The organism is Pseudomonas sp. Irchel 3H7 (assembly GCF_900187605.1).
Classification (GTDB): domain Bacteria; phylum Pseudomonadota; class Gammaproteobacteria; order Pseudomonadales; family Pseudomonadaceae; genus Aquipseudomonas.
Window position 1 is genome coordinate 1 of sequence record NZ_FYEA01000017.1, and the last position, 13586, is coordinate 13586.

Genomic DNA, 13586 nt, shown 5'->3' on the forward strand with positions numbered 1-13586 from the left:
CATCCCGAACTCAGCAGTGAAACGATGCATCGCCGATGGTAGTGTGGGGTTTCCCCATGTGAGAGTAGGTCATCGTCAAGATTAAATTCCGAAACCCCAATTGCGAAAGCAGTTGGGGTTTTGTTTTGCCTGTAGAAAAGTTTTCGCGGGACAACGCTGTCCCAGCCGTCGCAAGAAACGGCCATTGGGGAAATTCCTTCTGAAATGACCGGGCAGTTTTTGGTATGGTGCAGCTCGTTTTTTAACGGACTGATGTCATGCCCACGGATCGGCACTCATTTATGTCAAAGAGTTGCTGTAGAAATGCCTGAACCCATCCCGATCAAGGACCACGAAAAAGAGACGCGCCTGGTCAACAAACGGCTGATCGCCTGCGCCTTGTTCGTCTTCGCCATCAGTTGCGCCCTTGTCGTGCGCCTGTACATCCTTCAGGTGGTGGAATTCGACTATCACTCGACCATCTCCGAAAACAACCGCGTCCACGTCTTGCCGATCCCGCCGACACGCGGTTTGATCTACGACCGCAATGGCGTGTTGCTCGCCGATAACCGCCCCAGTTTCAACCTGACCATCACCCGCGAACGCGCTAGCGACGTCAATCAAGAACTGGATGAGGTCATCAATCTCCTGCACCTGCCTGCAGAAGATCGCACAGTCTTCGATAAAGCCATGAAGCAGTCCCGCCACCCGTTTACGCCGGTGACGCTGTTCTATGAGCTGACGGAAGAGCAAATTGCCGTACTAGCCGTCAATGAGTTCCGCCTCCCCGGTCTGGATGTCGAGCCACAGTTCGTCCGCCATTACCCACTTGGCGCGCACTTTGCCCACTCGATCGGTTACGTCGGCCGGATCAACGAAAAAGAATCCAAGACCCTCGACTCGGTCGAATATCGCGGTACCCAATCCATTGGCAAAACCGGCATTGAGCGTTTCTACGAAGCGCAGTTACACGGCCACGTCGGTTACGAGGAAGTCGAAACCAACGCCCAGGGTCGCGTACTCCGCGTGCTCAAACACACCGATCCGGTGCCTGGTCAGAACATCGTCCTGAGCCTCGACATCAAGCTGCAGGAAGCTGCCGAAGCCGCGCTTGGCGATCGTCGTGGTTCGGTGGTAGCGCTCGATCCGTCGACCGGCGAAGTGTTGGCCATGGTCAGCAATCCCAGCTTCGATCCGAATCTGTTCGTCACCGGTATCAGCTCCAAGGAATATTCGGCACTGCGAGATTCGATCGACCGGCCTTTGTTCAACCGCGTACTGCGCGGTCTCTATGCACCGGGCTCGACGATCAAGCCAGAGGTGGCCATCGCCGGTCTAGACGCTGGTGTTGTGACGCCGCAAACCCGCGTCTTCGACCCCGGTTATTACCAGCTCCCGGACTTCGATCACAAGTATCGCAACTGGAATCACAGCGGCGACGGTTGGGTAGACATGGACGCGGCAATCATGCGTTCCAATGACACCTATTTCTATGATCTGGCCCACAAGCTCGGTATCGATCGACTGCACGATTACATGGCGATGTTCGGCCTCGGCGAGAAAGTCTCGCTGGACATGTTCGAAGAGTCGCCCGGCCTGATGCCATCGCAAGCATGGAAACGTGCGACCCGCCGGCAAGCCTGGTTCCCTGGCGAAACGGTCATCCTTGGCATCGGCCAGGGCTACATGCAGGTCACGCCGCTGCAACTGGCTCAAGCCACGGCATTGATCGCTAACAAAGGTGTATGGAACCGGCCGCACCTGGCTAAAACCGTCGATGGCGTCGCCCCGGTCGATGAGCATCCGATGCCGAACATCCTGCTCAAGGATCCGCGAGACTGGGAGCAGGTCAATCACGGCATGCAGATGGTGATGCACGATGCCCGGGGTATCGCGCGTGCGGCCGCCGCCGGTGCGCAATATCGCATCGCCGGCAAGAGTGGTACCGCGCAAGTGGTGGCGATCAAGCAGGGCGAGCGATACAACCGCGAGAAAACCCTGGAACGCCATCGCGACAACGCCTTGTTCGTTGGCTTCGCCCCGGCGGAGCATCCGAAGATCGCGATTTCGGTGATGATCGAAAACGGCGAGGCCGGTGGTCGTGTCGCAGGCCCTGTGGTGCGGCAGATCATGGACGCCTGGCTGCTTGATCAGGACGGCCATCTCAAGCCGCAGTACGCCGCGCCGACCAAAGCGCCGGGTGATCCGCACGTTTAACCTTCAACAGTTCACAGTACCGGCTCATGCAAGCTGAGCCGGTACTGTGAACTGTCCTGCAAAGCCTATTTGCAGCGGTAACCCTCGGGCATCGTGACGGTGTAATTGCGCTGCAGACGGTCCTCGAAGTTCAGGTTCTGCAAGCCTTGTTCCACTAGAAAGTCTTCAACCTTGGAGGATTGGCAGTCCTCGTTATAGGACGAAGCGCGGAGCAGGTAGACCGGGCGCTTACTGACTTCATCGCGGGCAGTGGCAACAAAGGTGCTGAGCGTGGTGTAACCGGTGCGCTCCGAGGTCCCTACCGGTCCATAGGTCGTGTTCGGTTTACTCGTGCAGGTCAGTCGATCGTTTTTTTTCTTGCTGGTCTTGCACACGGTAGAGGTGCTGGTCGGCACTTGCCCATAGTCGGTGGCGGTATAGCGGTAGGTCACCTGTCGGCTGCCGACATCGAGGCTGACGGTCATTTTTATCGGCGCATGGTTCTTCGGCAGACTGGCGTCGGTATAGACCTCCTGGAAACCTCTGTCTTTCAGCGCGTTAACCATGTCGCGAAGATAGTAGCGGGCATTAAGAGCGTTTTCGTCGCTGCCACTCGCAGACGTCACCAGCACAATCGCCTTTCGGTCAAAATGATAGTCCGGATCGGGTGTCGCATTTAGCGCTACGCCCATTTGCGTGGCGCAGCCGCTGATCAACGCGGTCAGTAAAAACAGCGCGCAGAGTAAAAACCGGGTCATGACAAAGCCGCCTTATAAACTAAGGATTGAATAAGAGTTAAACGGTGTGGACTGGCGACAATTAACTTGCGCGCCTGCGCAAGGCTCAGTCTTTCTGGTATTCCAGCAAATCGCCTGGCTGGCAATCGAGTGCTGCGCAGAGCTTGTCCAGGGTGGCCATCTTCACGCCCTTGACCTTGCCATTCTTCAGTAATGACAGATTGGCCTCGGTGATGCCCAGCAGGCTGGCCAACTCTTTCGAGCGAATTTTTTGCGTGGCCATGACAACGTCAAGGCGGACGATAATGGTCATTGTATTGTTCTATATGTATTGGCTTTGCTCATCGCTGAGTACTTTTGCATCGCGCATGATAATTGAAAACAAACAGAGCAATACGCCTTTGACAATCTCGTAGGCAGAAGTGGAAGACAGGCCGATCGAGAACTGAAAAATGCGATCTCCAGGCGGCAGATCAATCGACAGTGTCAAGCCTTGCAAGGTCTCTACCAGCGGGTAGGCGGCCGGAGAAATGATGCACAGAATCCCCACTCGCCACAGCAGCTTGATGTTGCGCTCGGTCCAGGTTTCGCCGCGGGATAAGCGCAGGAAAAACAACCCTGTCAGCCAGAGTACGTAGGTCGAAAGCAGAACGGGCAGGAAATCCAGAACGACGAGCAGCGCAGTGACCAGTGGCGAGAGCCATGTGTCAGGGGCAAGCAGCGCACCTTCGACAAACGGATCAAGCAATTGCGGCGAGTTTTCGGCGAAGGCGTAGAGCAGAGCCGCGAGCATTTCATCCGTTTTGAAGAACCAGATCGAAGCGTTGCCACCAACCTCGGTCACCCCCAAAACCCAGACAAGAATCGCTGCCAGTAGTCCGACCCAATGCATGCGTTGCAGTGCCAATCCGTTGTTACGAGTACTCATGAAAAATCCTTGCGGTGTCATTGGGAATGACTAATTCTCGATGTTAAATTATCGAATCGCAATAATAAATTGTTCCTATTTTGTGAAGATCGCTCTTGGTGTCGAGGTGCCGGGGCTACAGCAGCATCTTCAGTGCATTCGCTTTGGGGGATTTCAATGTCGATAGGCTGTCGAATTCGAAGCAAGTCGAGAGCAGAGGAGGGGCGCGATCCACTCGGTGAGCGCTGGTATCGATGACGGGGCAGGGATTGATTAGAGCGGGGACACACGCCACAGGCATGCTTCAGTCGCCCGCTCGTATAGGGCTTACTTGATTTCGGTAATGAAGTTTTCCCGCGAGCGGCGAACCTTTTTCAAGTTGACCGACCAGTCCCCCTCAGTTGCTTGAGGAAAGTTTGCGCAGTGGTGCACCTGTCGTGTGCGCGAGTGTGCACAGGGCCGAGTCGTAACGGCCTGAGCAGAACATGATCACGCGCAACGCATTGCACGGGCGTTAACCCACATTTGAAATGCATTCCGATGTGGGATAGAGCCTGCTCGCGAAAGATCCCTCAACACCGCCGCAAAAATCAGGCCCCCGGCACCGGGCAGCTCATGTCACCTTCTTCACACTTCAAATACTGTTTCAGCGCCTCAACCCGCACCTTGGTCACGCTCGTCAGGCAGTTGCTGTAGATCAACGGATAAACGCTCCCGCCAGTAACTCCGGACGATGAAAACTTGCACTCTGCATCGCGAAACCCGATCCACGCCCGTTGTGCACTGACCAACAGCTTCTTGCCATCCGGGTTGTCCTTCAAACGCCCGGTGATTTGCTGATACACCGCGTTCAACGCCTTGTCCGCCGCTTTGAATTCCTCCCCGGCGCATTGATTCATCGTCGCCTGATCGCTGGCATTCGCGCAGTCGACGGCGGCTTGGGCGAGGGGAGTCAACAGAAAGGGTGTCAGGGCCAGAAGCAGGCGTGGGGACATGGTCAAATCTCGCTGTATCGAAGGTAAGTGCCGAGCAGTGTAGCGGCTGTGTCGCGTCTATTCTTGCGGGCGCATTCGGGAAGCCGCGAGCAAACGGTCGGCGGTCGCCGCAATCTCTTCACCGTCGTGCAGCTTTTCCAGCCAGTGTTCAGGAATCCCCCGCACGCCGTAATAGGCGCCGGCCAACTGACCGGTAATCGCGGCGGTGGTGTCGGCGTCATCGCCCAGGTTGGCGGCTTGCAAAATGGCGGCTTCGAAGCTGTTCGTGTGATGAAAGCACCACAACGCCGCTTCCAGCGACTGTACGCTGTAGCCGCTGCCCTTGATGTCCGTCTCGGACAGGCTGAGATAATCGCCACGCGCGATGGAAGCGACCTTGGGCTGCGAGAAACTGGCGAGTGGCAGTTGACGCCGTTCTGCTTTGCTCGCGCCTTCAAGCGCACTGGCGATCACCGCGGCCAACAATTGGCAGCATTCGATGGCTTCAGGTGCTGCGTGGGTGGTTCGCGAGCTGTCGGCGGCAAAGCTCTGGATTTGCCGGGCGTCGGGAAAGTAGAACAGCACCACCGGTACCAGGCGCATCAGCGAACCGTTGCCGGCGCTGTACGGGTCGGGCGAACCGGCGAAGGGATCAGCGGTTTGTTGATATTGCGCCAGCGCCTGACTGACGGTCATGCCGATATCGAAACACTCACCGGTCGAACTCAGATAACCCCATTGCCACCAGTTGAGGTAGCGGCCCATTTGATCAGCAGCATTGAAACCATTTTTGTTCAACAGGCTTTCCGCCAGACACAGCGCCATCGAGGTGTCATCGGTCCATTGCCCGGGCTTGAGGTGGAATGGGCCACCACCGATCATATCGGTCAACGGTTGGAATGATCCCCGTGGTTTGAACTCAACCGTAGTACCGACAGCGTCGCCGCACGCAAGACCGAGCAGAGCACCGCGGTAACGTTCAGCGAGGGATGGCGGCATGATTCGTCCTTGTAGATTCAAATTCGCTGGAAAAGGTAACAGTTTCGTTGGGCGCAGGGTGTCTGGAACCATCACGGCACCGGTAAAAAAGTGCAGCTTGATGTGTCCTTGCTGGTGAACGACTGCACCGCCCTGATACAACTTCACATTGGACATGTGGTCATACAGGCCTAGTGTTCAGAACAGGAGGTGACGTATGAAACCAGTACCCAATAGTTTCGAACGCAAAATCACGCTCAAGGCGCCGCGTTCGCATGTCTGGCGTGCATTGGTCGATGCCGAAGCGTTTGGCCAGTGGTTTGGGGTGGCGCTTGAGGGCAGACGGTTTATTGCCGGTGAATGGACGCAAGGGCAGGTCACGTATCCAGGTTATGAACATGTGTTGTGGAATGTGCTGATCGAGCGGGTCGAGCCGCAGCAGTTGTTTTCGTTTCGCTGGCATCCGTATGCAGTCAATCCGAAGATCGACTATTCCCAGGAGCCGACCACGCTGGTCAGGTTCGAGCTGGCAGACTTCGAGGGCGGAACGCTGCTGAAGGTCTCTGAATCGGGCTTCGCGCACATTCCCGACATTCGCCAGAAAGAGGCGTATTACATGGATAGCCGTGGCTGGGAAGAACAGTTGAGCCGACTCGAACAGTTTCTTGTCGAGAGCGCCAAGGCCCGCGAGCGTGACGGTGGCTGATATTTTCGAACCTTGGCTCGAGCGCTGGGCACTGGTGCCGGACGGTGCGCCGATCATCACATCCGGCAGCCGTTTGTTGCCGGTACGCCTGAACGACACGCCGGCGATGCTCAAGATTGCGCTGGATGTCGACGAGAAGTACGGCAATCGGTTGATGACCTGGTGGGGCGGTGATGGTGCTGCGCAAGTGTTGGCGCATCACGAAGATGGCTTGCTGATGGAGCGCGCCATGGGCAGCCGCTCGCTGATGCACATGGCGATGAACGGCGAAGACGCCGAGGCGAGCCGGATTCTGTGTTCGGCGCTGGCGCGATTGCATGCACCGCGCGAAACGCCGCCTCCGCCGTTAGTGGAGTTGCGGCCATGGTTTGCTTCGCTGCGCGTTGCTGCTGACCAACATGACGGTCTCTACAGCCTGAGCCTGCAAACCGCCGAAACCCTGCTCGCCGATCCACAGGATGTGGTGGTGCTGCACGGCGATATGCACCACGACAATGTGCTGGATTTCCAATCGCGTGGCTGGCTGGCCATCGATCCGAAACGGGTCAGGGGCGAGCGCGGTTTTGATTACGCCAACCTCATTTGCAACCCGGACTTGCCGACAGCCACCGATCCCCAGCGCTTTCGCCCGCAGTTGGATGTGATTGTCGAGGCTGCCGGGCTTGATCGACGCAGGCTGCTGCAATGGGTGCTGGCGTTCGCCGGTTTGTCCGCAGCCTGGTTTTTGGAGGATGACGCGCTGGAACAGGCCTCGGGGCAGCTGAAAGTCGCGCAGATCGCGGCTTCCATGCTTGATGCCTGACACGGCTAGGGGTTTTCGGAAGGGTTGCTATGGCGAATGTCTTACACGCACTGGTAGCTTTTACGACTATTGCCGATTGGATCCAGTGGGTAATCTACACACATCAACTGAGACACAGGGAGTGTTTCAGGATCACGGATGATCGACCATTTGCAAGGATCGCTGCCGACAGGGAGTCGATAATGGTCTTGGGAAAAACCCGCTTCGGCGGGTTTTTTTTCGTCCACAGAAAAGTGCATTGCTCTAACAGAAACACCGCCGAATGGCGGTGTTTCTGCATCCGCAGATCTTACGATGCGATCAGTTGGCGCAGGACGTAATGCAGAATCCCGCCCGACTTGAAGTACTCCACCTCATTCAACGTATCGATCCGGCACAGCACCTCGATCTTTTCCTGACGCCCATCCTCACGGGTGATCACCAGCGGCAAATTCATCCGCGGTGTCAGCTCGACGCCGGTCAGCCCTTGGATCTCAAAGGTTTCCTTGCCGGTGAGGTTGAGGCTCTTGCGATTCTGATCGAGCTTGAACTGCAGCGGCAATACGCCCATGCCCACCAGATTGGAACGGTGAATCCGCTCGAAGCTTTCGGCGATCACCGCTTTCACCCCCAACAGATTGGTGCCCTTGGCCGCCCAGTCGCGGCTGGAACCGGTGCCGTATTCTTGCCCGGCAATCACCACCAGCGGCGTGCCCGAAGCCTGATACTTCATCGCCGCGTCGTAGATCGCCAGTTTCTCGCCGGTCGGAATGTAGATCGTGTTGCCACCTTCTTCACCACCGAGCATTTCATTGCGGATACGGATATTGGCGAAGGTACCGCGCATCATCACTTCATGATTGCCGCGACGTGAGCCGTAAGAGTTGAAGTCCCGAGGCTCGACACCCTTTTCGCGCAGATAACGTCCGGCCGGGCTGTCAGCCTTGATGTTGCCGGCAGGGGAGATGTGGTCGGTGGTTACCGAATCGCCGAGCAGGGCCAACACCCGCGCACCTTTGACATCCTTGATTTCCGGCAGCGGACCGGAAATATCGTCGAAGAACGGCGGATGCTGGATGTAGGTCGAATCGTCCTGCCACACGTAAGTCGCCGCTTGCGGCACCTCGATGGCCTGCCACTGTTCATCACCGGCGAACACCTCGGCGTATTCCTTGTGGAACATTGCCGTGCTGACCTGATTCACCGCATCGGCGATCTCTTTGCTGCTTGGCCAGATATCCCGCAGATACACCGGATTGCCTTGCTGATCTTCGCCCAGCGGTTCGCTGCTGATGTCGCTGCGCACGCTGCCGGCCAAAGCGTAGGCGACCACCAAGGGCGGCGAGGCCAGCCAGTTGGTTTTCACCAACGGATGCACGCGGCCTTCGAAGTTGCGGTTGCCGGAGAGCACTGATGCCACGGTCAGGTCGGCTTTCTGGATGGCTTTCTCGATCGGTTCCGGCAGCGGCCCGGAGTTGCCGATGCAGGTGGTGCAGCCGTAGCCGACCAGTGAAAACCCGAGCTGATCGAGGTATTGCGTCAACCCCGCAGCCTTGTAGTAGTCGGTGACCACTTTCGAGCCCGGCGCCAGCGAACTCTTCACCCACGGTTTGCGGGTCAGACCTTTCTCCACGGCTTTTTTCGCCAGCAGCCCGGCGGCCATCATCACGCTCGGGTTGGAGGTGTTGGTGCAGGAGGTGATCGCGGCAATGACCACGGCGCCGTTTTTCAGGCGATAGGTGTGGCCTTCGTACTCGTATTCGGTTTCGCCGACCAGATCGGCATTCCCTACCGCGACACCGCCACCGCCCTCACTTTCCAGGCGTCCTTCTTCTTTGCTGGTGGGTTTGAATTGCAGATCGATGAAGTCGCTGAAGGCTTGCGGCACATTCGGCAGTGAGACACGATCCTGCGGTCGTTTCGGCCCGGCCAGACTGGCTTCGACGCTGCCCATGTCCAGCGCCAGACTGTCGGTGAACACCGGTTCCTGACCGGGTAAGCGCCACAGGCCCTGAGCCTTGGTGTAGGCCTCCACCAGCTTCACCACCTCAGGCGGCCGACCGGACAGGCGCAAGTATTCCAGCGTCACGTCATCAACCGGGAAGAAGCCGCACGTCGCGCCATATTCCGGGGCCATGTTGGCGATGGTCGCACGGTCGGCCAGGGGCAGATCAGCGAGGCCGTCACCGTAGAATTCGACGAATTTGCCCACTACGCCTTTCTTGCGCAGCATCTGTGTGACGGTCAGCACCAGGTCAGTTGCAGTGATGCCTTCCTTGAGTTTGCCGGTCAGTTTGAAACCGATCACCTCCGGAATCAGCATCGACACCGGTTGCCCGAGCATCGCCGCTTCGGCTTCGATCCCGCCGACGCCCCAGCCGAGTACGCCGAGACCGTTGATCATGGTGGTGTGCGAGTCGGTGCCGACCAGCGTGTCGGGGAAGGCGTAGGTGCGGCCGTCCTCATCCTTGGTCCACACGGTGCGGCCGAGGTATTCAAGGTTGACCTGGTGACAGATGCCGGTGCCCGGCGGCACCACGCTGAAGTTGTCGAAGGCGCTTTGGCCCCAACGCAGGAAGGCATAACGTTCGCCGTTACGTTGCATCTCGATGTCGACGTTCTGCTCGAACGCGCTGGCGGTGGCGAACTTGTCGACCATTACCGAGTGGTCGATCACCAGATCCACTGGCGACAACGGATTGATTCGCTGCGGATCGCCGCCGGCCTTGGCCATCGCTGCGCGCATGGCGGCGAGGTCGACCACGGCGGGTACGCCGGTAAAGTCTTGCATCAAGACGCGGGCAGGGCGGTACTGGATCTCCCGGTCGGAGCGACGCTCCTTGAGCCACGCGGCAATGGCCTTGAGGTCGGCACCGGTGACGGTTTTTTCATCTTCCCAGCGCAGCAGGTTTTCCAGCAGGACTTTCAGCGACATCGGCAGCTTGTCGAGGTCGCCCAGGCTTTTGGCGGCATCCGGCAAACTGAAATAGTGGTAGGTCTTGTCGTCGATTTGCAGGGTTTTGAGCGTTTTCAGGCTATCGAGGGACGGCATTACAATCACTCCTTTGAATCCGCACGGCTACGGATTGAGGGGACGGGCAGAGCTATCAACGTAGCCCTGTTTTCATTAGCTGGCTAATAACTGGACTCTATGGGCAAGTCCAAGGTTCCGACATCGGCTATCATGCGCCGGTTTTCGTGACAGGCTTTGCTGCAACGCAAGGTCTGGACATCGCGCAGTGGCCGAATGATCGCCCTCTGCCCAGGAGTAAGAATGAACACCCTATTCATGCATTGCCGGCCAGGCTTCGAAGGCGAAGTCTGTTCGGAGATTTCCGACCTCGCCGCCCAACTCAATGTGGCCGGCTACGCCAAGGCCAAAGCGGCCACCGCGTGCGCCGAGTTTGTCTGCACCGAAGAAGACGGCGCCGAGCGCCTGATGCGCGGCCAGCGTTTTGCCGAGTTGATCTTCCCGCGCCAATGGGCGCGCGGCGTCTTCATCGATCTGCCGGAAAACGATCGCATCAGTGTGATCCTTGCGCACATGGCGGATTTTCCGGTGTGCGGCAGCCTGTGGCTGGAGGTCGTCGACACCAATGACGGCAAAGAGCTGTCGAACTTTTGCAAGAAATTCGAAGGTCCGCTGCGCAAGGCTCTGATCGGTGCCGGCAAACTGGTGGAAGACGCGAATAAACCGCGTCTGCTGCTGACCTTCAAGAGCGGTCGTGAAGTGTTTCTCGGCATGGCCGATGCCGGTAATTCGGCGATGTGGCCGATGGGTATTCCGCGCTTGAAGTTCCCGCGTGAGGCGCCCAGCCGTTCGACGTTGAAGCTGGAAGAGGCGTGGCACCATTTCATCCCGCGTGATCAGTGGGAAGATCGCCTGCACAGCGACATGACTGGTGTTGATCTCGGCGCTGCGCCGGGTGGCTGGACCTGGCAACTGGTCAATCGCGGCATGCTGGTGACCGCCATCGACAACGGCCCTATGGCGGAAAGCCTGATGGACACTGGTCTGGTGCAGCACCTGATGGCCGACGGTTTTACCTTCAAGCCCAAGCAACCGGTGGACTGGATGGTCTGCGACATCGTCGAGAAACCGGCGCGTAATGCCGCGATGCTTGAAGAGTGGATCGGCGAGGGGCATTGCCGCGAGGCGGTGGTTAATCTGAAGTTGCCGATGAAGCAGCGTTACGCCGAAGTGAAGCGCTTGCTCGAACGGATTGCCGATGGTTTCAAGGCGCGCGGGATCAAGGTCGATATCGGCTGCAAGCAGCTGTATCACGACCGCGAAGAAGTGACCTGCCACTTGCGTCGTCACGATACCAAGAAAGCCAAATCCCGCTGATACACCGCAAAGCCCCTGTAGGAGCTGCCGCAGGCTGCGATCTTTTGATCTTAAAAAGCAAAGATCGCAGCCTTCGGCAGCTCCTACACAGGGTGTGGCGTAACGCCACAGATGACCGAATACCTGGCAATGCGCGACAATGCCGGCCAGTTTCAGGAGTGAATCATGAGTGAAATGATCGATACCCCGGTCGACGGCACCCTTGACGCCACCGGCCTCAATTGCCCGGAGCCAGTGATGATGCTGCACCAGTACATCCGTGACCTGGTACCTGGCGGCCTGCTCAAGGTGATCGCCACCGACCCGTCGACCAAACGCGATATCCCCAAGTTCTGCGTGTTTCTCGACCATGAGTTGGTGAGCCAGCACGAAGAGGCCGGTACTTATCTGTACTGGATTCGCAAGAAACACGCCTGAATCCCAGGCGAACGCAAAACCAAATGTGGGAGCGAGCCTGCTCGCGAAGCGGTATCTCAGTCACTATTGATGGCGACTGATTCACCGCATTCGCCAGCAGGCTGGCTCCCACATTTTTTGTCCCGGTTTTAAGGGTTTAGCCCGCCGAGCGACTGATCCGAATACGCTTGCGTGCACTGCGTGTCAGGCGGATCGACAGCATCAACGCCGCGCAGCTCAGGCCAACGATCAGACCCTGCCACAAGCCGCTCGGGCCGCGTGGCTCACCGAGCCAGTCGGTCAGGCCGAGGGCGTAACCCACCGGCAAACCAATCCCCCAATAGGCGAACAGGGTCAGGATCATCGTCACCCGCGTGTCCTGATAACCGCGCAGTGCGCCGGCAGCGGTCACCTGGATGGCGTCGGAAAACTGGAACAGCGCCGAGTACACAATCAGCATCGCCGCAATGTGAATCACGGTCGGGTCAGCGGTGTAGATCGCCGCAATCGGCTCGCGCAACAACAGCATCATGCTCGCCGACAGACAGGCGTAGGCCAGCGCGGTGCCCATACCGACGCCAGCGGCAAAGCGCGCCTCACGCGGTTCTTCGCGACCCAATGCCTGACCGACGCGCACGGTCACCGCCATGCCCAACGAGTAGGGAATCATGAACACCAGCGAACTGACGTTCAGCGCAATCTGGTGCCCGGCCACTACCGTGGCGCCGAGGCTGCCGATCAACAACGCGATCACGGCAAAGATACTCGACTCGGCAAACACGGCGATGCCGATCGGCAGACCAATTGCCAGCAGACGCTTGATCACTGCCCATTGCGGCCAGTCGAAACGGCTGAAGATTTCGCTCGAACGATAGGCCGGTGCCCAGCGCTCATAACCGGCCAGCCCCAGCGCCATCACCCACATCACAATCGCCGTGGCCCATCCGCAACCAACGCCGCCCATCGCCGGCACGCCGAAGTGGCCATAGATGAAGATGTAGTTCAGCGGAATGTTCAGCGCCAGACCGCACAGGCCCAGTACCATCGCCGGACGCGTACGGCCAATGCCGTCACTGGTGCAGCGCAACACGTGATAGAACGCCACTGCTGGCAGACCGCTGGCGATGCCGTGCAGGTATTGCATGCACGGGCCGATCAGTTCGGGATCGACCTTCATCAGGTGCAGCACCGGTTCGGCGGCCACCAGCATCGCCGTCGCAATCAGTCCGACCACCAGTGCCAGCCACAACGCCTGACGTACAAGCGGGCCGATTTCGCTGTGGGTACCGGCACCGAAGCGCTGGGCAACTTTCGGCGTGGTTGCCAGCAGGGTGCCGGTCATCAGCAGAAACACCGGCACCCAGATCGAGTTGCCCAGCGCAACGGCCGCCAGATCCTTTGGCCCGACGCGGCCAGCCATCACCGCATCGACGAAGCCCATGGCCGTGGTCGCCAGTTGCGCGATGATGATCGGCAACGCGAGGGCGAGCAGGTTCTTGAACTCCAGGCGAATCCGCGCCGGGCGGGTCAGGGAAACAGCGACAGGTTGATCAGTTACAGAATTCACGGGCAAAACGTCCACAG

At 58.4% G+C, this 13586-nt stretch carries 12 protein-coding genes; 5 read left to right on the top strand and 7 right to left on the bottom strand.

Going from position 1 to position 13586, the window contains the following annotated elements:
• Nucleotides 1-303: 303 nt before the first annotated feature.
• Nucleotides 304-2196: a penicillin-binding protein 2 gene (mrdA, locus tag CKW38_RS26540; protein WP_095114290.1), complete on the top strand. Its 1893-nt coding sequence runs from the start codon at nucleotides 304-306 to the stop codon at nucleotides 2194-2196.
• Between the two features lie 65 nt (nucleotides 2197-2261).
• Here mrdA and CKW38_RS26545 read toward each other — a convergent pair whose 3' ends face one another.
• The 5 genes from CKW38_RS26545 to CKW38_RS26570 all read right to left on the bottom strand — a co-directional run bounded on the left by CKW38_RS26545 (nucleotide 2262) and on the right by CKW38_RS26570 (nucleotide 5792).
• The gene (locus CKW38_RS26545; RefSeq protein ID WP_095114291.1) at nucleotides 2262-2933 is read right to left on the bottom strand and encodes a hypothetical protein; all 672 of its coding nucleotides are present in this window, start codon (nucleotides 2931-2933) and stop codon (nucleotides 2262-2264) included.
• 85 nt (nucleotides 2934-3018) lie between these two features.
• Entirely contained in the window at nucleotides 3019-3225 is a 207-nt protein-coding gene (locus tag CKW38_RS26550; RefSeq protein ID WP_007910409.1) for a helix-turn-helix transcriptional regulator, read from the bottom strand.
• Between the two features lie 9 nt (nucleotides 3226-3234).
• Nucleotides 3235-3819, bottom strand: coding sequence for a hypothetical protein (locus tag CKW38_RS26555; protein ID WP_256588454.1), 585 nt, complete (start codon nucleotides 3817-3819; stop codon nucleotides 3235-3237).
• A gap of 590 nt (nucleotides 3820-4409) precedes the next feature.
• Nucleotides 4410-4814: a lysozyme inhibitor LprI family protein gene (locus CKW38_RS26565; protein ID WP_095114292.1), complete on the bottom strand. Its 405-nt coding sequence runs from the start codon at nucleotides 4812-4814 to the stop codon at nucleotides 4410-4412.
• Nucleotides 4815-4871: 57 nt separating this feature from the next.
• Complete coding sequence (locus CKW38_RS26570) at nucleotides 4872-5792, bottom strand: ADP-ribosylglycohydrolase family protein (protein WP_095114293.1); 921 nt, start codon at nucleotides 5790-5792, stop codon at nucleotides 4872-4874.
• 196 nt (nucleotides 5793-5988) lie between these two features.
• Between CKW38_RS26570 and CKW38_RS26575 the strand changes: the two genes are divergently transcribed.
• Both CKW38_RS26575 and CKW38_RS26580 read left to right on the top strand, forming a co-directional pair.
• Nucleotides 5989-6477 carry an SRPBCC family protein gene (locus CKW38_RS26575; protein WP_007910417.1) on the top strand — a complete coding sequence of 163 codons (489 nt, stop codon included), beginning with the start codon at nucleotides 5989-5991 and terminating at the stop codon, nucleotides 6475-6477.
• Entirely contained in the window at nucleotides 6464-7279 is an 816-nt protein-coding gene (locus CKW38_RS26580; protein WP_095114294.1) for an aminoglycoside phosphotransferase family protein, read from the top strand. Before CKW38_RS26575 ends, CKW38_RS26580 begins: the two co-directional genes overlap by 14 nt.
• A 289-nt stretch (nucleotides 7280-7568) precedes the next feature.
• Here the strand turns inward: CKW38_RS26580 and acnA are convergent, their stop codons facing one another.
• Nucleotides 7569-10310 carry an aconitate hydratase AcnA gene (gene acnA, locus CKW38_RS26585; RefSeq protein ID WP_095114295.1) on the bottom strand — a complete coding sequence of 914 codons (2742 nt, stop codon included), beginning with the start codon at nucleotides 10308-10310 and terminating at the stop codon, nucleotides 7569-7571.
• 222 nt (nucleotides 10311-10532) lie between these two features.
• Here acnA and rlmM point away from each other — a divergent pair, with 222 nt between their 5' ends.
• On the top strand, nucleotides 10533-11606 hold the full coding sequence (gene rlmM / locus CKW38_RS26590; RefSeq protein WP_095114296.1) for a 23S rRNA (cytidine(2498)-2'-O)-methyltransferase RlmM: 1074 nt from the start codon (nucleotides 10533-10535) through the stop codon (nucleotides 11604-11606).
• A gap of 165 nt (nucleotides 11607-11771) precedes the next feature.
• Complete coding sequence (gene tusA, locus CKW38_RS26595) at nucleotides 11772-12023, top strand: sulfurtransferase TusA (RefSeq protein WP_095114297.1); 252 nt, start codon at nucleotides 11772-11774, stop codon at nucleotides 12021-12023.
• Between the two features lie 136 nt (nucleotides 12024-12159).
• Here the strand turns inward: tusA and CKW38_RS26600 are convergent, their stop codons facing one another.
• A complete protein-coding gene (locus CKW38_RS26600; protein WP_007910428.1) occupies nucleotides 12160-13569 on the bottom strand; it encodes an MATE family efflux transporter in 1410 nt (469 codons plus the stop codon).
• Nucleotides 13570-13586 lie beyond the last annotated feature (17 nt).